At 65.9% G+C, this 20,626-nt stretch carries 18 protein-coding genes and 1 pseudogene; 7 read left to right on the forward strand and 12 right to left on the reverse strand.

What is annotated here, in order from left to right; genetic code table 11:
* Window positions 1-14 precede the first annotated feature (14 nt).
* Window positions 15-1,481, reverse strand: coding sequence for an adenylate/guanylate cyclase domain-containing protein (locus QGG75_00625; GenBank protein MDP6065750.1), 1,467 nt, complete (start codon window positions 1,479-1,481; stop codon window positions 15-17).
* A 123-nt stretch (window positions 1,482-1,604) separates the two neighbouring features.
* Here QGG75_00625 and tenA point away from each other — a divergent pair, with 123 nt between their 5' ends.
* Window positions 1,605-2,264, forward strand: a complete 660-nt coding sequence (tenA, locus tag QGG75_00630; GenBank protein MDP6065751.1) for a thiaminase II — start codon at window positions 1,605-1,607, stop codon at window positions 2,262-2,264.
* Window positions 2,265-2,272: 8 nt separating this feature from the next.
* Here the strand turns inward: tenA and QGG75_00635 are convergent, their stop codons facing one another.
* From QGG75_00635 to QGG75_00685, 11 genes and pseudogenes are all read right to left on the reverse strand, one after another.
* Window positions 2,273-2,611 (reverse strand): DUF1491 family protein, encoded by a 339-nt coding sequence (locus QGG75_00635; GenBank protein ID MDP6065752.1) that lies wholly within the window; start codon window positions 2,609-2,611, stop codon window positions 2,273-2,275.
* A gap of 6 nt (window positions 2,612-2,617) precedes the next feature.
* A complete protein-coding gene (locus QGG75_00640; protein MDP6065753.1) occupies window positions 2,618-2,965 on the reverse strand; it encodes a TfoX/Sxy family protein in 348 nt (115 codons plus the stop codon).
* A 4-nt stretch (window positions 2,966-2,969) separates the two neighbouring features.
* Window positions 2,970-3,746 (reverse strand): XdhC/CoxI family protein, encoded by a 777-nt coding sequence (locus tag QGG75_00645; GenBank protein ID MDP6065754.1) that lies wholly within the window; start codon window positions 3,744-3,746, stop codon window positions 2,970-2,972.
* A 164-nt stretch (window positions 3,747-3,910) separates the two neighbouring features.
* Complete coding sequence (gene yqeC / locus QGG75_00650) at window positions 3,911-4,687, reverse strand: selenium cofactor biosynthesis protein YqeC (GenBank protein ID MDP6065755.1); 777 nt, start codon at window positions 4,685-4,687, stop codon at window positions 3,911-3,913.
* On the reverse strand, window positions 4,687-5,550 hold the full coding sequence (yqeB, locus tag QGG75_00655; protein MDP6065756.1) for a selenium-dependent molybdenum cofactor biosynthesis protein YqeB: 864 nt from the start codon (window positions 5,548-5,550) through the stop codon (window positions 4,687-4,689). The genes yqeC and yqeB overlap by 1 nt, the downstream gene beginning before the upstream one ends.
* Before the next feature lie 57 nt (window positions 5,551-5,607).
* Window positions 5,608-6,075 (reverse strand): annotated as a pseudogene (locus QGG75_00660) (nucleotidyltransferase family protein).
* Between the two features lie 20 nt (window positions 6,076-6,095).
* Window positions 6,096-7,415 (reverse strand): AMP-binding protein, encoded by a 1,320-nt coding sequence (locus QGG75_00665; protein MDP6065757.1) that lies wholly within the window; start codon window positions 7,413-7,415, stop codon window positions 6,096-6,098.
* Window positions 7,412-9,754 (reverse strand): xanthine dehydrogenase family protein molybdopterin-binding subunit, encoded by a 2,343-nt coding sequence (locus QGG75_00670; GenBank protein MDP6065758.1) that lies wholly within the window; start codon window positions 9,752-9,754, stop codon window positions 7,412-7,414. Before QGG75_00670 ends, QGG75_00665 begins: the two co-directional genes overlap by 4 nt.
* A gap of 9 nt (window positions 9,755-9,763) precedes the next feature.
* Window positions 9,764-10,267: a (2Fe-2S)-binding protein gene (locus tag QGG75_00675; GenBank protein ID MDP6065759.1), complete on the reverse strand. Its 504-nt coding sequence runs from the start codon at window positions 10,265-10,267 to the stop codon at window positions 9,764-9,766.
* A gap of 15 nt (window positions 10,268-10,282) precedes the next feature.
* Complete coding sequence (locus tag QGG75_00680; protein MDP6065760.1) at window positions 10,283-11,281, reverse strand: xanthine dehydrogenase family protein subunit M; 999 nt, start codon at window positions 11,279-11,281, stop codon at window positions 10,283-10,285.
* 152 nt (window positions 11,282-11,433) lie between these two features.
* Complete coding sequence (locus QGG75_00685) at window positions 11,434-11,994, reverse strand: DUF2889 domain-containing protein (protein MDP6065761.1); 561 nt, start codon at window positions 11,992-11,994, stop codon at window positions 11,434-11,436.
* Between the two features lie 275 nt (window positions 11,995-12,269).
* Here QGG75_00685 and gltB point away from each other — a divergent pair, with 275 nt between their 5' ends.
* The 6 genes from gltB to QGG75_00715 all read left to right on the forward strand — a co-directional run.
* Window positions 12,270-16,910 carry a glutamate synthase large subunit gene (gene gltB / locus QGG75_00690; protein MDP6065762.1) on the forward strand — a complete coding sequence of 1,547 codons (4,641 nt, stop codon included), beginning with the start codon at window positions 12,270-12,272 and terminating at the stop codon, window positions 16,908-16,910.
* A 4-nt stretch (window positions 16,911-16,914) separates the two neighbouring features.
* Complete coding sequence (locus QGG75_00695; protein MDP6065763.1) at window positions 16,915-18,357, forward strand: glutamate synthase subunit beta; 1,443 nt, start codon at window positions 16,915-16,917, stop codon at window positions 18,355-18,357.
* A gap of 122 nt (window positions 18,358-18,479) precedes the next feature.
* A complete protein-coding gene (locus QGG75_00700) occupies window positions 18,480-18,851 on the forward strand; it encodes a metalloregulator ArsR/SmtB family transcription factor (protein ID MDP6065764.1) in 372 nt (123 codons plus the stop codon).
* On the forward strand, window positions 18,851-19,810 hold the full coding sequence (locus QGG75_00705; GenBank protein MDP6065765.1) for a permease: 960 nt from the start codon (window positions 18,851-18,853) through the stop codon (window positions 19,808-19,810). The genes QGG75_00700 and QGG75_00705 overlap by 1 nt, the downstream gene beginning before the upstream one ends.
* Window positions 19,811-19,823: 13 nt before the next feature.
* On the forward strand, window positions 19,824-20,135 hold the full coding sequence (locus QGG75_00710; protein ID MDP6065766.1) for a hypothetical protein: 312 nt from the start codon (window positions 19,824-19,826) through the stop codon (window positions 20,133-20,135).
* Between the two features lie 52 nt (window positions 20,136-20,187).
* On the forward strand, window positions 20,188-20,626 hold a 439-nt coding region (locus tag QGG75_00715; protein MDP6065767.1), incomplete at its 3' end, for a GTP-binding protein.

Genomic DNA, 20,626 nt, shown 5'->3' on the forward strand with positions numbered 1-20,626 from the left:
AATTTGTTAACGTATTAATTTTCCACCTCGGCCGCAGTGTAGAGAGCGACCTCGCCGCTGACGCCCTTGAGCTGGGTGCTACCGACAGGCCGGATCTCGGCCACCCCGGCGGCTCGTTCGGCCACTTCGGCACTGAACAAAAGCGGCGGATGGGGCGGCTTGGTCTCGCTTTCCAGACGCGCCGCCAAGTTCACCGTGGGCCCGATGACGGTGAATTCGAGGCGGTCGGCGCTGCCGATGTAGCCGGCCACCACCTGGCCGAAATGAATGCCGATGCCGCTCGACAAGGTGGGGCGGCCCTGGTCGCGCTGGCTTTGATTGAAAAGCTCGAGGCGGTGGCGCATCTCCAACGCCGCCGCCACCGCCGCGGCGGCACTGTTCTGCTCCCCATCATCCAGACCGAACACCGCCATCACGGCATCGCCCATGAATTTGTCGACCATGCCGCCGTGGTTCCGGATGGCCAGCACCATCTCGCCGAAATAGCCATTCAGCAGGCTGGTCAGGGCCTCGGGCTCGAGGTCCTCGGAAAGCGCCGTAAAGTCGCGCAGATCCGAGAGCAACACCGCCACCCGGCAGCGCCGGCCACCCAGCTTGACCTCGTTGCCAGCGACCGCGTGCTTGGCGATGAACTCCTCGGCCACCTGGGGATTGACGAAGCGGCCGAAGGCGTCGCGGATGCGTTCGCGCAGCATCAGGCCCTGGGCCATATCGTTGATGCTGTCGGCGACGCGGCCCAGCTCGTCGGGCCGCGAGGCGTCGAGGCGCACGTCATAGTAGCCCTCGGTCACCATTTCCAGGGCCTCGAGGATGCGGTCGCAGTCGTGCCGCTGCGCCTGGCCGTAGCGCCAGGCGATGAAAAGCGCGGCGGCGACGAAGCTGGCGCCCAGGAACGTCACTTCCAGCGCCACCCCGAGAGCGGCATAGCCCTCGTAGACGAAGCGAAAGGCCATCAGCACCATGACCGCCGCCGGCACGATGGTGAAGACGGCGTAGCCCTCGATCAGGCGCGGCGCCATGCGCCCCAGGATGGTGGCCGGGGTCTCGCCCTCGGTGCCGCGCACGAACTGCTCCAGGCCGATGTATTCGAGCTGCGACAGCACGCCGCCGCCCAGGGCCCAGTAACCGACCAGCAGCTTGAGGTGACTTTCGGGCGGGAAGTCGGGATAGAGCACGGCGTGCACGATCACCGCCAGCTCGCCGGCCACCAGCCAGGAAACCACGGCGATGAAAAAGCCGTGCCGGGCCAGGCTGCGCGGCGCCCGGGCCTCGGGGTAGAGCCGGTAGAGGCCCTCCCGCAGTGCGATCTGCAGCACACATACCAGGCCCAGTCCCAGCATCACCCGCGACAGCATGATGGCAGCGATGAAGGGACAGACGACCTGGCCGTAAAAGGCCAGGAACGCCACCGCCACCAGCGGCCCCAGGTGCAAACGCCAGCGCGTGCCGGCGTCGATGCGCGTCAGCGTCAGATCCGTCATGGTTTCCCCCGAAGCTGTTCCGCCCACTTCCCGCCGAGCATAGCAGCCGCGGCATCAGGCCGTGACCCGATGCGAAATCCGGGCTAAAGGATTGGCGTTGCGGCCCACGGGGAGCCCGAAGCCATGGCGGAGAAACTATTCGATCGGCTGCGCGCCGCTTGTGCCGAAGACTGGCGGGCCTACGTCGAGCATGAATTCGTAAGGCAACTGGGAGACGGCAGCCTGCCGGACGCCTGTTTTCGCCACTACCTGTGCCAGGATTATTTGTTCCTCATCCACTTCGCCCGGGCCTACGCGCTGGCTGCCTACAAATCCCAGGAGCTGGACGACATCCGCCAGGCGGCGGCGGGACTGGCCGCCATCACCGACTTGGAAATGGGCCTGCACGTGGAATTCTGCGCCGGCTGGGGACTGGACGAAGCCGCCATGCAGGCGTTGCCAGAAGCCGAGGAAACCATGGCGTACACGCGGTACGTCTTGGAGAAAGGCCTTTCTGGCGATCTTTTGGACCTGCACGTGGCGCTAGCGCCCTGTGTCATCGGCTACGGCGAAATCGGCCGCAACCTAGCGGGCAAAACCGTCGGCAACCCCTACGCCAAATGGATCGAGATGTACGCGTCCGACGACTACCAAGAGGTGGCGGCAGGCGCCGCCGACCAGCTCGACAGCCTTTATGAGCGCCGCGCCGGCGAGGGCCGCTGGCCGGAAATGGTCAAGACCTTCGGCCAGGCGACGCGGCTGGAGGTGGCGTTCTGGGAGATGGGGCTGAAGATGGGGGGCTAGGAATCCAACTATTCCAGCCCTTCCTCGGCAAACGGTAGCCAGCCCTCGCGGTCCTCGATCTCCAATATCCAAAGGTCGGGGTCGAAGTCTACTTGACGCGCCAGGTAGACGTCGGATTCTTGTTCGGGCACCGGGTCGGGGCCCGTCACCGCGGTCCATAACAAATTGCCATCGAAGTCGCGCTGGCGGCCGTAGACGACACAGCCTTGTTCCAATCGGTTGAGCTTGACGAAGACCATGCCGGCGTCGCCGTCGCCGCGCCTGGCCACGGTGGCGGGGACGCCGCGCGCGAGACAACGTTTTATCGTGGCCTTGATCCAGAGGTCGGTCTTTAGCCTGGGTTCCAAAGAAACTTACTTCTTGGCTTTTTTCTTCTTCTTCGCCCCCTTGGCCGCCGCGCCACGTAGCGCGGCGCCCACGGCGCCTTCGGCCCAGGGCTGCATTTCGGCCCAGCCCGCGAGCGCCTCGTCGGGCGCGGCGCGGTAGGGCATCTTGCCGTAGCCTTCCAGGCCGCGGGCCTCGAAGGCCGGGCGGTTTTCCTCGTCGGCCTTGAGGTAGAGCCGGTCGGCCCGGGTGATCAGCGCGAACATGGTGCCGTCGAGGAAGAGGCCCTGGCCGCCGAACATGGGTTTCGCCCGAACCTCGCCCAGCGGCGTCAGGATCTCCAGCACCCGGACGACGTATTCGCTTTGCTTGGCCATGGATCTAGGACCTTAGTTTCAAGAGTTGCGCGATTACGCTGACGGCGATTTCGGGCGGCGTATTGTCGCCCAAGTCCTCGCCGATGGGGCAGACGATGCGCTCGATGAAAGCAGCATCGACCCCGGCATCGGCCAGCTCGCGGCGCGCCACGCGAGCCTTGGTTTCGCTGCCGATCATGCCAATGAACGAGGCACTCGTGCCCAATTCGTTCAAGCGCAGCAATATCGGCACGTCGGTGGCGTGGCCCATGGTCATCAGCACCACGGCGGCACCGGACGGGACACGGGCGACGCCGTCGGAGTATTCGGCTTGCAGGCGTTCCAAGCGCGGGCTTTCGGGCAGGCGCTCGAGCCACTCGGCGCGGGGGTCGACGCAGAGCACGTGGCAGTCGAGCTCCACCAGGAACCGGCAAAGCTTCTGGGCCACGTGGCCGGCGCCGAAGACCGCCACGTTCCACACCGCTGTCGGCCGATGGACCTCGAAAAACAGCGCCATCTCGCCGCCGCAGCTCATGCCCAGGTCAACCTGGATGTTCCAGCGCTCGAAGTGGGTGGGCTGGGGCTCGTTTCGCCGCAGCAGATCCGCCGCCACCTCGGCGCACTTGGCCTCGATGCGGCCACCGCCCACCGTGCCGTAGCAAAGCCCCTCGGCAGCAAAGACCGCCCGGGCACCGACCACTTGCGGAATGCTGCCGCGCCCGTCGACGATGGTGGCGACGCAAAACGGCTCGCCGGCCGCCTGCAAACGCTCGATTTCAAGCAGGAATTCAAGACTGAGCATTTTCTTACCTTACACCAAGTACCGACACGCCCGTCAGCGCCACCGTGGCCCTGATGCCGGGCCGCAAAAGTGGTGCCTGTCACCATTCTTGCCGCAAAAACTCAATGAAATCAAAGGGTTCACTGGCTGTTGGCGTCCAACAAAAGTGGTGCCTGTCCCCACTTTCACGCACTTTCCCTTTGGTTGCTGGCGGCGATACCTGGCTCGGGCAGCAGCCAGCCGGCCACGCTGCGGTCCGGGCAGCGGCCCCCGAGCGTGGGCAGCAGTTCCATGACCCGCTCGGCGGCCCGGATCCGGTCCGGCCGGTCGGCACGATTGAGAAACAGCACCAGCCGCGCCCCCTTCGGGCAGCCCTTGGCCAGGCCGTCGGGATGGACGATAGCCCGGGCCAGGCTCTCCGTCCCTACCGGCTGGCCGGGCGCCAGGCCGGTGAGTTCGGCCCAGAGCCCCGGCCGGAAGACATGATCCTCGTCCAAGGGCCAGCCCAGGCCGCCCAGGCCGGCCACACAGACCTGGGCATCGCTGGCCGCCGGCACCACCGGCTCGTGGGCCGCCGGCACCTTCAACGGCAGGCGCTTCGAGCCATCGGCCTCGACGACGATGCGGTCGAACCAGCCGGCGGCGGCGATTTCGTCGATGATTTCCGGGGCCGGGCCGATGCGGCGGGCGCCATCCGGGGTCTCCCCCGACCAGGCGACGACGGCTCCGGCTGTCGGCAAGAGGGCCCTGGCACGGTCTAGAAATTCGCCGGCCGTGGCGGCGGCAAACCCGGGCCAGGTCTCGGATTCGTCGGCGGCGATCTTGGTCGTCGTGGTGACCAGTACGCGCCCGCCGGCGGCCACACTCTCGCGGGCCAGGGCAAACATCAGGTTGGTCTTGCCGCCGGCACCCACGAGAGACACCAGGCGGCAGCTTTCGAGGCCGAGCGCGGCCAGCAGCATCAGCCCTCCAATCCGCGGTTGGTCGCACCCCGGTTGGCCTGGCGCATCACGGCCTCCAGTACGGAGCCGGCGATGGCCCGGGCCTTGTCGGAGATGGTGGTGCAGTATTCCGCCCGGCCGCGCGGGTCGATGTCGCCAAGCTTTCGCCCGGCGGCGATCTCGGTACCGGGCCGCAAAAGGCCGCGAAGCACGCCGTCAAGCTCGGCGACGACGGGCTGGCCGGCGATCTCACCCACCGTTTCGCCGGCCGCCACCTGGTCGCCGATGGCGTGATCGCTGGTGAAAACCCCGGCCGCAGGGGCGCGCAGCACGCGCTCGGCCTGGTGGCCGGCGATGGCGCCCGGGACGCCCGTATTGGGCTCGGCCGAGCCCGTTTCGATCAGACGGCCAAGGTCGTGGCCGCGGTTGGTCTCGACCACGATGTGGCAGTCGCGGCCCGCCTCGAAGCCCGGGCCCAGCACCACCACCAGCGGCGCCTCGTCCAGGCCGGTTCCCAGGTTGCGCTTGGCCAGGATGGCATCGACCACCACGTCGGGGCTGAACCCGAAGGCCGGCCAACGCCGGCTGAGCGCCAGGGCGATTTCACCCGCCGCCCAGCAATCGCGGACACCCGCCGCATCCTCGACGAGGCGGGCGCTGACGCCTTCGACAACGGTGGTACCGCCCTCCAGGGCGCTGCAAAACGAAACCGCGCGGCGCACCGCCAGCGGTTTCTCCAGCTCCAGCATGCAGATCCTGCGCAACCGGGCCTGCCAGAGCCGCCAGGCCACGGCGCTGGCCATCTCGCCGGCCCCCTTGATGAGCACCAAGGGCGAAATCGGCGGCGCCAGGCGCTCGAGCTCGGCGTTCGAGTCAACGTCCATGAACGGCCCCTCGCGGTCAAACTCGACGGTGCCGACGGCCTCGGGGTTGGCGGCGATGACGGCCCGCGCCCCACTGTCGCCGGCAAGCGCCAGGATATCCGGGAAAAAGCGCCGCGCGAAGATCACCGGGTTGCGCAGCCGGCCGGCCACCATGGGGTGGCAGATTGCGTCCAAGGCATGGCTTTCGATCAGCCGGTCGATGATGGCCGGCTCGATCAGCGGCTGGTCACCCATCAGGAACATGGCGGCCGGGCAGTCTTCAGGCAGCGCCCTGAGCCCGGCGACCACGGTGGTGCTCTGGCCCTCGGCAAAGCGCGGGTTTTGGACGATATGCAGGCGGGGATCGGCAAACGGTGCCAGCGCCGCCCGCAAGAGCTCGCTCTCATGCCCCAGCACGACAACGACCGGGTTCAAACGGGAGCCCAGCGCCGCCGCCACGACGCGGCATATCATGGGCTGGCCGGCCACAAGGCCCAAGAGCTTGTTGCCCTGGAAACGGCGCGAGAGGCCGGCCGCCAGGACCACACCGGCAACCGGTTTCACAACTACTCTTCCCGGATCAGGCGTTTGGCCTTGCCCTCGACCCGGGGCAGGCTGCCGATCTCAACCACCTCGACGGCCGGCGTGATGCCGACGCGGTAGCGCACGGTTTCGATCAGGTGTTCGCGGGCGCGCTCAATCTCGGCCCGGCCCAGACGCTCGTGGGCCGGCTCGACCTCGATGGTCAGCGGCCGGCCGCTGCCCTGGCGCGGGATGCGCAACTGGTATTCGAGCGACAACTCGTCGTTGCTGTGCACCAGGTTCTGGATCTGGCTGGGAAAGACGTTGACGCCGGCGAAGTGGAACATGTCGTCCGACCGCCCCAGCACGCCGCCTTCCAGGCGCACGAAAGTGCGGCCGCAGGCGCAAAGTTCGCGGTTGAAGCGCACCAGGTCGCGCATGCGGTAGCGGATCAACGGCGCACTGGTGCAACTGAGGTTGGTCAGCACCAACTCGCCGATCTCGCCGTCGGGCAAAGCCTCATCGCTCTCGGTATCCAGCACCTCGGCCAGGAACATGCTCTCCACCACGTGGGTGCCGTCGTGGGCCCGGCATTCGAAGCCGAAATTGCTGATCTCGGTGGAACCGACGTCGTCGAAGCACTCGGCGCCCCACTGGGATTCCAGCGCCTTCTTGGTGGCCTGCACGTTGGCCCCAGGTTCGCCGGCGGCGATGATTCTTGCTATCGCCGAACCGGCCAAGTCGGGTCCGCCCTTGGCCGCCATCTCGGCCAGATAGAGAAGATACGAAGGCGTGCCGCAAACCACCGTGGCGCCCCAGTCGATCATCGCCCTGAGGCGATCGGCAGAACTTTGCCCGCCGCCCGGAACGCACAGCACTCCGGCCCGCTCCATGGCCGTCTGAAAACCCCACCAGGCCATGAAAAGCCCGTAGTTGAAAGGCACGAACATCACGTCGGCCTCGGTCATCCCGTAGCCGCAGCGGTAGTGTTGGAATTGCTCGTAGAAGGTCTCGAACCAATCCTGACGGTTGTACATGATACGCACCGGCGTGCCGGTGGTGCCCGAGGTCTGGAAAACGCGCACCGCTTCGTCAGGCGCAATACAAGAAAAATCGCCCCAGGGCGGCGCCACCGACTGGCTGTCCTTGAGTTCCTGCTTTTCCGTGAAGGGAATATTGCGCAGGTCTGCGAGAGTACGGATATCGTCGGGTTTGATGCCGGCGGCGGCGAACTTGCGCCGGTATAAGGGACTGCGTTCGCTGACGTAGGCCAGTTGCTGGCGCAGCTTGGCGAGCTGGTGCTGCTCGAGAGCGGGCCGGCCCATACATTCCAATTCGGGCCGCCAGTAGACGTGCTCGGTCATCGCCGGCGCTCCAGTTCCTTGATGCCCTGCAGGATGCGGTCGGGCGAAAACGGCGTGGTGTGCAGGCGCACGCCGGTGGCGTCGTAGATGGCGTTGGCGATAGCCGCCAGGATGCCCGAGACCAGGCCCTCGCCGACCTCCTTGGTGCGGTAGGGTTGGCCCACTTTGTACTCCTCGGTGATGACGTGGGCCTCTTCCGAGAGCGCGATGTTGTGGATGGTGGGCATGCGGTAGTCGAGCCAGTTGGGATTGAGGGTATAGCCGTCCTTGGTGATGACTTCCTCCATGAAGGCGTGGCCCAGCGCCATCGAGATCTGGCCGTCGACCTGGCCCTTGACCAGGCCCGGATTGATGGGAAAACCACAATCATGCACGGTCAGTGCTTTCACGAGCCGCGCCTCGCCGGTCTCGATGTCGACCTCGACCTTGGCCACCTGGGCCGAGAAGGCATAGTTCTCGGTCCAGCGGCCCTTGGTGGTGGCCAGGCTGGGATGGTGGGGCTCGTCGCGCATGGTGCGCCAAAAACCCTCGCCGATGATGGTGTCGCCTCGGCGCGTGGCTATGCTGGTCTCGATGACCTTGGCGTAACTCAGCCGGTTGTCGGGATTGCTGATGCTGATGACCTGCTTGTCTTCGAGGCGCAGATCCTCGACCGCCGTGTTCATGCGCTCGGCGGCCACGGCCAGCAGTTTTTCACGGGCGTTGCCGGCGGCCTGGCGGGCGGCGTTGCCGGTGACGTAAGTCAGGCCCGAGATCCACGAGCCGATGTCCTGGGGCGTGACGTCGGTATCGGCGGCGATGATCTTGATGTCGTCCATGCCGATGGAGAGTTCCTCGGCGACGATCTGGCTGATCACCGTCTCGGCGCCCTGGCCCACGTCGAGCGCGCCGGTAAGCACGATGGCGGAGCCGTCATCGTTCATCTTGACGATCACACCCGAGCCGTTGGGGTAGATCAGGGTGCCGCCCATGTAGGACGAAACGCCGATGCCGACGCCGCGACGCAGCGGCCCCTCGGGCGCTGACTTGCGGTCGCTGCCATAGTGCTTGAGCAGCTCGGATTTCTCGGCCGCCACGGTGATGCAGTCCTTGAGGCCGGCCTGGTGGGTGTTGTCCTTGTTGGGCAGTTCTTCCCATGAATCGCGGGCGTTCTTCAGGCGGATGGCGATGGGATCGAGGCCGATGGCCTCGGCGATGTCGTCGAGCTGGGATTCGATGGCGAAACGGATCTGGGGGCAGCCGTGGCCGCGCTGGGGCGCCCGCACCGTGTGATTCGTGTAAACGGAATAGGCCTCGTAGCGCAGGTTGGGAATGCGGTAGGGCACCATGGTGAAGCCCCAGCCCAAAAAGATGACGACCACGCCCGAGCCCCGGTAGGCGCCCGAATTATTGGTCACGCGCAACTGCTGGGCGACGATCGACCCGTCCTTCATGACCCCGGTCTTGACCTCGACCACCAGCGGCTGGCCGTGGCGAAAGGCCGAGAAAATCTCCTCGCGGCTGGCCACCATGCGCACCGGCCGGCCGCTGAGCATGGAAAGCCGGGCAGCGCAGTATTCGTGGGAAAAGAGATCGATCTTGCCGCCGAAGGTGCCGCCCGTATAGGTCTTGTGGATGCGCACCGAGGAATAGGGAAGATCGAGCACCGCGGCCAGCTTGGCGCGCTTGACGAAAGCCCCCATGGACGAAGTCCAGACGTTAAGCTTGTCGCTCTCCCAGTGCGCCAGCGTGGCCTGGGGCTCGAGGTAGCCGTGGGTTCGGAGATGGCTCTCGTAGCGGTCCTCGCGCACGTAGTCGGACTGGGCAAAGCCTTCCTCCACGTCGCCCCAGCCCGTGGCCGTCTTGCCGCCGATGTTGGCCAGGTCCTCGTGGGCGATGACCTTGGGGTGCGAGGGCTGGACCTCGGGGGCGCCCGGCTGCATGGCCTTGAAGGGATCGAAGACCGCCGGCAGAGGCTGGTATTCGACTTCGATCAGGTCCATGGCACGCTGCGCCGTCAGGGCGTCGACGGCGGCCACCGCCGCCACCTCCTCGCCCACGTGCACCACGCGATCGCGGGCCAGCACCTCCTGGTCGGCGGGATAGCGCGGCGTGTCGACGAAGGCGTGCTTGATGCCCAAGGTGTCGTCCACCGTGATCACGGCCTTTACGCCCTCCAGCGCTGCCGCCCGGCTGGTGTCGATGGACAGTATCCTGGCGTGGGGATGGGGGCTGCGCAGCACACGGCCCTGCAAGGTGCCGGGCAGCTTGACGTCCTGGGTGAAGACGGCCCGGCCGGTGACCTTGTCGGGGCCGTCCTTGCGGCGCGCGCTTTTTCCGACGTGGCTGAGCTCGTTCATAACGCCCCCCTACTCCACCTGCCCCGGCGCTTGGCCCGAGGCCTGAAGCACGGCATCGACGATGCCGTTGTAGCCGGTGCAGCGGCAGAGGTTGCCCTCCAGCGCCTTTTTGATTTCCCGCGGCGTCGGTTTGGGATTGGCCTCCAGCAGCGCCGTCGCCGACATCAATACGCCCGGCGTGCAAAAGCCGCACTGGGTGCCGCCCTGGTCGAGGAAGGCTTCTTGCAGCGCGTTCAGCTTCTCGCCCTGGGCCAGGCCCTCGACAGTGCGCACGCTGCGGCCATGGCACTCCAGCGCCAGGGTCAGGCAGGCCAGCACCGGGCGGTCGTCAACGAGCACGGTGCAGGAGCCGCAGGTGCCCGAGGCGCAGCCGTCCTTGGTGCCGGTCAGGCCGATCATCTCGCGCAGCACCTCGACCAGCGTGTGGCGCGGCCGCACCGTGGCCTCGTGGTGCTCGCCATTGACGCTGAGGCTGATGACCCGGGGTTTAGCCGGCGGCCGCGGTTGGTTCACGCTCTTGTCCTCCGTTCAGGCAGCGCGTGCGCGCTCGGCGGCGTGGCCAAGACTGCGCCGCAGGTGGACCCGCACGTTGTCACGCAGATAGCGCTTGGTGTAGCCGTGGTGGGGCAAAGGATTTATCTCGCGGCTGGCCTCTTCGGCCACCCGGGCGATGGTGTCGTCGTCGAGTCGGGCGCCCACGAGGGCGGTTTCCGCCGCCTCGGGCCTGAGCGGTCCTTCGCCGATGGCACTGAGAACGATACGCGCTCCGGCACAGGTCTGGCCGTCGTCCTCCAGCCTGAGCGTCACGGCCATGACCACCATGCCGAATTCGAGGCCGCCGCGCAGTGTGGTTTTGTGAAAGCCCCAGCCACTACCGGTCGGGGCCTGTGGCACCGTCACGGCGGTGACGATCTCGGCCGGGCCCAGCGTCAGGGGCGAGAGGCCGTTGGCGCTGTAAAGGTCCTCGAGCGCCTGGTGGCGCCGGCCCTCGGGGCCGAGAATTTCGATCTCGGCGCCGAGCGCGATCAGGGCCGGGGCCAGGTCCGAACAATGCACCGCCCAGCAAGTCTGGTCGTCGTTGCCGGGAAAGGGATAGCAACATTCGCCGCCACGTTTGTAGCAGCCCGCCACGAACTGGTAGTCGTGCTGCTGATTGTAATAAAGGCAGCGCGTTTCCTGGCAGAGATTGCCGCCCAGCGTGCCCATCTGGCGCACCTGCTTGCCGCCGACGCTGTGGGCCGCGGCGGCCAGCAGCGGCGCCTGGCGGACGACCAAGTCGTCGGTTTCCAGGCTCGAGAGCCGCGTCAGCGCATCGATACGCAGGCCGCCCTCGGGCAAGAGCTCGGGCTCGGCCGGGACCAGCCCGGCCAGGCTGACGAGATGGCTGGGCCTGACCACTTGGACGCGCATGTTGGGGAAGAGATCGGTGCCGCCGGCCAGCAACTTGGCCTCGGCCTCGGCCCCCAGCAGCGCCACCGCCTCCTCGATCGTCTCGGGCCGTTCGTATTCGAAATCGAAGAGAATCATCGTTAGGGCTCCACTAGCCCGCAGGTATTTTTTGGGTCTACCGGGGAAGCGAAAACTTAGCCCGGATCTCTCCCCAGGTCACGGACTGCGTCGCGCCCAGGTGATGCGATCTTTAAGTCGTTGGAATATAGCGAATTTTTCATCTCCGTCCCCTACTCCGCCGCTTTATAATCCAGCGGGAAGTTTTGCCGCATGAAGTCGCCGTCGCGGCGGTAGGCGTGGCAGGAATCGAGCAGCGCCGACGGCAGGCGGCGCTCTTCGGGATGGCTCGCCGCTTCGCTTTCGGGCTCGCGTTCCGACCACAGCGCCTGCATGGCGGCGGTGGCCATCTGGGCCAGCATCTCGACCAGATGGGTGCAGCCCAGGCCATGGCCGACGCGCTGGCGCACGCCGCGGTTCCAGCCGGGCGCGATGCGCAGACCGGCCAGTTCGGCAAAATTGGGCTCGACGCCGGCACAATAGGCGTGGGCGCCGACGTCGAACTTGGCCTCCGCCGCTTGCACCACCAGTTCCTTGTCGACGGTCAACCTTAGCCACATATCATGTACCGGCTCGCCGGCGGCCCGGTAGGTATCGGTGAAATTGTGGGTGAACGGTTTGACGTCGATGATGTGGCCCTCAATGTCGTATAGGCCGTCGCTACGGCGATAGGCCCGCAGATCCATGGTGCGGGTGTGGATCATGTCGCGTTCGGCCGCGGGGGAAAGGGGCAAAGGTGCTACTCCGTTTTGTGGCTCTTGGCTGAAGTATCATACCGCAGTGCAGCAAGCGAGGTGGCATTCCGGCCGGCTCTGCTGTAAACTGCGGCCCGCAGGTTCCACTCGGCCGTTCCCCCCGGCCCCTCCCTCAGCGCTGGCTCACGGCAAGCTCTCACGAGAGAGGGAAGAGCCGCCAATGTTCGGCCGATAGCTGCCTGCGCCCCGGGGGAGGACATGGTTGACGGCCCCCTTGGCGGTCATGTGCGGAACGTGTTGTCGAAGCGGAAACGATGAAAAGAAACATGCGCCACGGCTTGTACAACAGCGAAAACGAACATGATAGCTGCGGCGTCGGTTTCGTCGTCAACATCAAGAACCGCAAGAGCCACGCCATCGTCCGCCAGGGCCTCGAGGTGCTGGTCAACCTCGACCATCGCGGCGCCATCGGCGCCGACCCGCTGGCCGGCGACGGCGCCGGGATCTTGATCCAGCTGCCCGACCGCTTGCTGCGCGAGGAAGCGGAGGCGCTGGGTATCGAGCTGCCGCCGCTGGGCGACTATGCCTGCGGCAACGTCTTCCTGCCGCGCCAGCCAGCCGCCCTGGAAGCCGGCGTGGCGGCCCTGGAAAGCGTCGCCGCCCAGGAAGGCCAGAACGTGCTGGGTTGGCGCGAGGTGCCCACCGACAGCTCTTGTCTCGGTGAAAGCGTCAAGCCCAACGAGCCGGTGATCCGCCAGGTCTTCATCGCGCGGGGCCCAGCCACGCCCGACCAGGACGCCTTCGAGCGCAAGCTATTCGTCATCCGCAAGCAGGCCCATCATGTGCTCTGGTCGGGCGGTGTGGCGGACGCCGACAGCTATTACGTGCCGTCGCTGTCGTCGCGCACGATTTGCTACAAGGCCATGGTGCTGGCGCCCAACCTGACGAGCTATTATGGCGACCTCAAGGATGAACGGACCGAGTCCGCGCTGGCGCTGGTGCACCAGCGCTTTTCCACCAACACCTTTCCCTCGTGGCGCCTGGCCCAGCCCTTCCGCTTCCTCTGCCACAACGGCGAGATCAACACGCTGCGCGGCAACATCAACTGGATGGCGGCGCGGCGCCAATCCATGAAGTCGGCGGAGCTGGGTGCGGATCTGGAAAAGCTCTGGCCCCTGATCGGCGACGGCGCCTCGGATTCGGCGACCTTCGACAATGCCTTGGAACTGCTGGTGGCCGGCGGCTATTCGCTCAGCCACGCCGCCATGATGATGATTCCCGAGGCCTGGAACGACAACCCGCTGATGGACCCGGACCGCCGCGCCTTTTACGAATACCACGCGGCGCTGATGGAGCCCTGGGACGGCCCCGCCGCCATTGCCTTCACCGACGGCCGCCAGATCGGTGCCACCCTCGATCGCAATGGGCTGCGCCCGGCGCGCTACGTGGTCACCGACGACGACCGCGTCATCATGGGCTCGGAAGTGGGCGTGCTGCCCATCGACGAGGCCAGCATCGTCGAGAAATGGCGCCTGCAGCCGGGCAAGATGTTCCTCATCGACCTGGAAGAAGGCCGCATCATCGACGACGCCGAGCTCAAGGCCGAGTTGGCCCAGGCCAAGCCCTACCAGCAATGGCTCAACGCCACGCAGATCCACATCGAGGACCTGCCCAGCGAAGTCGGCCCCATGCCGCCCGATCCGCAGACCTTGCTCGATCGCCAGCAGGCCTTCGGCTACACCCAGGAGGACATCAAGTTCTTCCTCACGCCCATGGCCATGACGGGCCAGGACCCCATCGGCTCAATGGGCGCCGACACGCCGCTGGCCGTCTTGTCGGACCGCTCCAAGAACCTTTTCAACTATTTCAAGCAGTGCTTCGCCCAGGTCACCAACCCGCCCATCGACCCCATCCGCGAAGAACTGGTGATGTCGCTGGTGTCGCTGATCGGGCCCCGGCCGAACCTTTTGGACGCCGACGACGCCGGCACCAAAAAGCGCCTCGAGGTGCGCCAACCCATCCTCACCAACATGGACCTGGAGCGCATCCGCCGCATCGAGAACAACGTCGACAACGCCTTCCGCACTTACACCCTGGACATCACCTATCCCGCCAGCGACGACGCCGACGGCATGGAGGCGGCGCTGGAGAGGCTGTTCGAGCGCGCCGAGCAGGTGGTCGATACTGGCTACAACATCCTGGTACTGTCGGACCGCTCGATCGACGCCGACAACGTCGCCATCCCCTCGCTGCTGGCCACGGCGGGCGTCCACCACCACCTGATCCGCCGGGGCTTGCGCACCGAAGTCGGCCTGGTTGTGGAAACCGGCGAGGCCCGGCGGGTGCACGATTTCTGCCTGCTGGCGGGCTATGGCGCCGAGGCCGTAAACCCTTATCTCGCCTTCGACACGCTGTTGGCGTTGCGGCCTTCGCTGCCCGAGGAACTGGCCGAGGAAGAAGTGCAGCGGCGCTACATCCGGGCCGTCGACAAGGGCATCCTGAAGGTCATGTCGAAGATGGGCATCTCGACCTACCAGTCCTATTGCGGTGCCCAGATCTTCGATGCCGTGGGCTTGTCGGCGGGCTTTCTCGAGCGCTACTTCATAAGCACGCGCTGCGCCATCGACGGCATCGGCCTGGCCGAGGTGGCCGAGGAAACCGTACGCCGCCACCACGTGGCCTACTCCGACGCGCTGCACTATCGCGATGCCCTGGACGTCGGCGGCGAGCTGGCCTACCGCCAGCGCGGCGAGGTCCACGCCTGGACGCCGGAGACCATCGCCCTTTTGCAACACGCCGTGCGCGCGGGCGACGAGCAGAAGTACCGCGCCTTCGCCGAGCGCATGAACGACCAGTCGCTGAAACTACGCAACCTGCGCGGCCTGATGGAATTCCGCCCGGCCGAGAAGCCGCTGGCGCTGGAAGAAGTCGAACCGGTCTCGGAGATCGTCAAGCGCTTCGCCACCGGCGCCATGTCGTTCGGCTCGTTGAGCTGGGAGGCCCACACCACGCTGGCGCTGGCCATGAACAGGCTCGGCGGCAAGTCGAACAGCGGCGAGGGCGGCGAGGAAGCGGAGCGCTACCGGCCGCTGCCGGGCGGCGATTCCATGCGCTCGGCCATCAAGCAGGTGGCCTCGGGCCGCTTCGGCGTGACCACCGAGTATCTGGTCAACGCCAGCGATATCCAGATCAAGATGGCCCAGGGCGCCAAGCCCGGCGAGGGCGGCCAGTTGCCCGGCCACAAGGTCGACGAATGGATCGCCCGGGTGCGCCACTCGACGCCCGGCGTCGGCCTCATATCGCCGCCACCGCACCACGACATCTATTCCATCGAAGACCTGGCCCAGCTCATCCACGACCTCAAGAACGTCAACCCCGAGGCCCGCATCTCCGTCAAACTGGTTTCCGAGATCGGCGTCGGCACGGTGGCCGCCGGGGTTTCCAAGGCGCACGCCGACCACGTCACCATCTCGGGCTTCGACGGCGGCACCGGGGCCAGCCCCATCACCTCGATCCAGCATGCCGGCAGCCCCTGGGAGATCGGCTTGGCCGAGACCCACGAGACCTTGGTGCGGAACAGGCTACGAGGCCGCATCGCGGTCCAGGTCGACGGTGGTCTGCGCACCGGGCGCGACGTCGTGGTGGCGGCGCTGCTGGGCGCCGACGAATTCGGTTTCGCCACGGCGGCGCTGATTTCCGAGGGCTGCCTGATGATGCGCAAGTGCCACCTCAACACCTGCCCGACCGGGGTGGCGACCCAGGATCCGGAACTGCGCAAGCTCTTCAGCGGCCGGCCCGAGCACGTCATCAACTACTTCACCTTCGTTGCCAACGAGGTGCGTGAGCTGATGGCCGAATTGGGATTCCGCACAATGAACGAAATGATCGGGCAGCGTGAGTTTCTGGATTCCAGCCGCGCCATCGATCACTGGAAGGCCCGCGGCCTCAATCTGGGCGGCCTTTTGTGCGAGCTCGACCCCGGGCCCGACGTCGCCATCTACAACTGCGAGCCACAGAACCACGGGCTCGAGAAGGCGCTGGACCACAGTCTTATCGAACAGGCCCTGCCGGCCATCGAGAGCGGCCAGCCGGTCAGCATCGAAAGCCCGATCTCCAACGTCAACCGTACCGTCGGCGCCATGCTGTCGGGCCGTATCGCCCTGAAGTACGGCCATGAAGGCCTCAACGACGACACCATCCAGGTCAAGTTCACCGGCAGCGCCGGTCAGAGCTTTGGCGCGTTCCTCAGCGCTGGCGTCGGCTTCGAACTGGAAGGCGACGCCAACGACTATGTCGGCAAAGGCCTCTCGGGCGGGCGCTTGGTGATCTATCCACCGGCGGTCTCGAGTTTTACGCCGGAAGAGAACATCCTGATCGGCAACACCGTGCTCTACGGCGCCGTCAGCGGCGAATGCTACTTCCGCGGCGTCGCCGGCGAACGCTTTGCCGTACGCAACTCGGGCGTCACCACGGTGGTCGAAGGTGTCGGCGACCACGGCTGCGAATACATGACCGGCGGCATTGTCGTGGTGTTGGGCCGCACCGGGCGCAATTTCGCCGCCGGCATGAGCGGCGGCATCGCCTACGTGCTCGACGAGACCGACGATTTCGAGGTGCGCTGCAACATGGCGATGGTGGAACTGCAGCCGATATCGGACGAGGACCGGGTGCTGGAGGACCTCGACCACCAGCGCGGCGATCTCGAGACTCACGGCCGCGTCGACATCGTGCATGACATGACGCGCTACGACGCCCAGCGCCTGTATATGCTGATCGAAAACCACCTGCGATATACCAACAGCGAGCGGGCGCGGTTGATCCTCGACAACTGGGATGACTACCTGCCCAAATTCGTCAAGGTCATGCCGGTCGACTACCGGCGCGCACTGCAGGAAATGCAGGCCTCCTCCCGCGTCACGGAGCGCACCGGCGTCAGCGTCGCGGTGGGGGACTGAGGCCATGGGCAGGCCCACAGGTTTCAAGGAGATCCATCGCCGTGACCGCTCCTATGCGCCGGTTTCCCAGCGCGTGCGCCATTTCGGCGAGTTCGTGATACCGCTCAGCGAGGCCGAGACGCGCCAGCAGGGCGCACGTTGCATGGATTGCGGCATCCCCTTCTGTCACAACGGCTGTCCGGTCAGCAACATGATCCCGGACTGGAACGACGCAACCTATCGCGGCGGCTGGCGGGAAGCCCTCGAGGTGCTGCACTCGACCAACAATTTCCCCGAATTCACCGGCCGCGTCTGCCCCGCTCCCTGCGAGGCGGCCTGCACTCTCAACATCACCGACCGCCCGGTGACCATCAAGACCATCGAGTGTTCGATCGTCGAGAAAGGCTGGCAGGAAGGCTGGATAGGGCCGCAGATTCCGGCCCACCGCAGCGGCCGCCAGGTGGCCATCGTCGGCTCCGGTCCGGCTGGCCTGGCCTGCGCCCAACAGCTCGCCCGGGCCGGTCATGGCGTCGTGGTGTTCGAAAAGAACGCCCGCATCGGCGGCCTCTTGCGCTACGGCATTCCCGATTTCAAACTGGACAAGGCCATCATCGACCGGCGCATGGCGCAGATGCGAGCCGAAGGCGTCGAGTTTCGGCCCAACACACACATCGGCGTCGGTGTCCCGGCGGCCGAGCTGCTGGAGAAGTTCGACGCTCTGGTGTTGGCCGGCGGCGCCGAGCATCCGCGCGACATGCCGGTGCCGGGCCGCGAACTCGACGGCGTCCACTTCGCCATGCCCTTCCTGATGCAGCAGAACCAGCACTTGGCGGGCGAACAAGTCACCGCCGACCAACCCATTAGCGCCGAAGGCATGCACGTCGTGGTCATCGGCGGCGGCGATACAGGATCCGACTGCGTTGGCATCTCGATCCGTCAGGGCGCCGCCACGGTGACGCAACTGGAGATCATGCCCAAGCCGCCAGAGAGCGAGGAAAAGGAGCTGGTCTGGCCCAACTGGCCCAACAAGCTGCGTACCTCGACCTCCCACGAGGAGGGCTGCGATCGCGACTGGGGGGTTTCGACGACGGCGGTCAAGGGATCTAACGGCCGCGTCGAGGCGCTCGAGCTGGTGCGGGTACGCTGGGACGAGGCCGAGGACGGCCGCTTCAGCATGCTCGAGATCGCCGGCAGCGAATTCGAGCTCAAGGCCGATTTGGTGCTGCTGGCCATGGGTTTCGTGCGGCCGCGCCACGAGGGACTTTTAGAAAGCCTGGGCGTCAGCCTCGATGAGGGCGGCAACGTCGCCGCCAATACCGTCGACTACCAGACCTCGGTCGACAAGATCTTCGCCGCCGGCGACATGCGTCGCGGTCAGTCGCTGGTGGTCTGGGCCATCCGCGAAGGCCGCCAGTGCGCCCGCGCGGTCGACGAATTCCTCACCGGCGCCTCCGGCCTACCGCGCTAGCGGCCCGGCCGCTCCTTAGTTTTTCTCTTGACCTCAATTGGCAAAAAAAAATTCCCGTCGGCCCATTGCCATATTTGCACAATTGCGCAAATATACATGGATATTAGCGAGGAACACCCGCCATGCAGCCCAACCCGACGCCCCTGGAAGTGATTTCGAACCTGGCCGAGGATAACTCTCGCGGCTCCGGCCTCGAAGGTTTGCTCGAGCCCCGCCTTTTCAAGGCGCTCGGAGATCCCACCCGGGTCGCCATCCTGCTCACCCTGGCGCAATCGCGAGACGGCCTGCCGGTGGGCGAAGTGGCGGCACGCAGTCCGGTCGACGTCTCGGTAGTATCACGCCATCTGGCGGTGCTGCGCGAGGCCGGCATCGTGGAGTGCGAACGCCAGGGCAAGGTGGTTTTCTACTGGGTGCGCTACGGCGCCCTGACCAGCAGTCTGCGCGCGCTTGCCGATGCCCTCGATCAATGCTGTCCGACTCAAGGAGCCAATTGATGCCACTCTCGATTTATCTTCCGCAATTGCAGGATTCGCTGATTTTCTTCGCCATCGTGTCGGCGGAGATGACGGTCCTTTTCATCGGCATCACCTTTCTTGTCGGCATTATCCTGGAGCTCTTCCCGGCCGAGCGCATCAGCGCCATCATGTCGGCGCGGCGCGGCCACGGCTATGCGGTGGGTGCCGGTTTGGGGGCGCTGACGCCCTTTTGCAGTTGCTCGACTATTCCGCTGACCATGGGCCTGATCAAGGCACGCGCCGGCTTCGGCCCGACCATGACGTTCCTCTTCACCTCGCCGCTGGTCAATCCGCTGTTGGTGGCATTGTTGTGGATGGCACTGGGCATCCGGTTCACCGTGGTCTACGTCGGCATGGCGCTGACGCTGACGGTGATCATCGGCTATCTGCTCGACCGTTTCGGGTTCGACCGCTTCATTCGGGCCGACCTTCTGGTGACCAAATCGTCTTGCGGCGCCGCTCCCGAGGACTCGCCGCCCAACGACACCACGGTGCGGGCGGCCGCGGCGCGCCTCTTCCGCGATCGGCTGCGGCTCAAGGAGTTGCTGATCGACGCCGTGGGCCAGTTCCGCACCTTCCTGCCCTTCATCATCGTCGGCATCGGCATCGGCGCCGTCACCTATGGCTTCGTGCCGCAGGATTTCTTCGCCAGCGTCGCCGTTTCCGACAGCCCCTGGGCCATCCCGGCCTCGGCCGTGATCGGCATTCCGCTTTACGTGCGGCCCAGCACCATGGTGCCCATGGTCATGCCGCTGGCCGCCAAGGGCGTGGCGCTGGGGGCCATCGCCGCCCTGATCATCGGCGCCGCCGGTGCCAGCCTGCCGGAGGTGGTGATGCTCAAACGCATGTTCCGCATGCCCATGATCGTGGCCTTCGTGACCGCCGTCCTGACCATCGCTGTGACCACGGGATTCGTTTTCCAGGCCGTGGTCGCTTAGATAACAGGAGGCCATGGACGAGCAGCAGCAGGAAAAAATCATCCAGGACCTCGAGCGGGACTACGAAGACCGCTGCGAGAACTGGTCCTGGGTAATCCGCCTGGCCAAACTGGCCATCCTGGTGCTGCTGATCGGCAAGCTTTACATCGCGGTTCTTCTGATGTTCGGGCTTTACTGTCTCGAGCACCAATTGCTGGCCCCCTTCGGCTACCGGCCGACAACCGGATTTCTCGTCGACCTGATCGTCAGCAAAGAGAAATTCATCGCCCGCAGACTGCCGCGGCCGAACGATCCCCCGCATGAGGGCTTGGCGCCGGACGGGTAAGGCGCTATACAGCCGGGCCGACGGCCCGCCCCTCCCCGCCCCCACGCCCCTTATGCCTTTTCGCAACATCGCCATCATCGCCCACGTCGACCACGGCAAGACCACGCTGGTCGACCAGCTGCTGCGCCAAAGCGGCACCGTGCGCGCCAACCAGCAAATGGCCGAGCGCGCCATGGACAGCTTCGACCTGGAGCGCGAGCGCGGCATCACCATCCTTTCCAAATGCACCTCGGTGGCCTGGCGGGACGTGCGCATAAACATCGTCGACACTCCCGGCCACGCCGATTTCGGCGGCGAGGTCGAACGGATTCTCAGCATGGTTGACGGCGTGCTGATCCTGGTCGATGCCGCCGAAGGCCCCATGCCACAAACCAAGTTCGTCACCGCCAAGGCGCTCAAGCAGGGTCTCAGACCCATCGTCGTGATCAACAAGGCCGACCGCTCCGACGCCCGCATCGACCAAGTCCACGAGGAAATCTTCAACCTCTTCA

It is taken from the genome of Alphaproteobacteria bacterium, from assembly GCA_030740435.1.
Taxonomy (GTDB): domain Bacteria; phylum Pseudomonadota; class Alphaproteobacteria; order UBA2966; family UBA2966.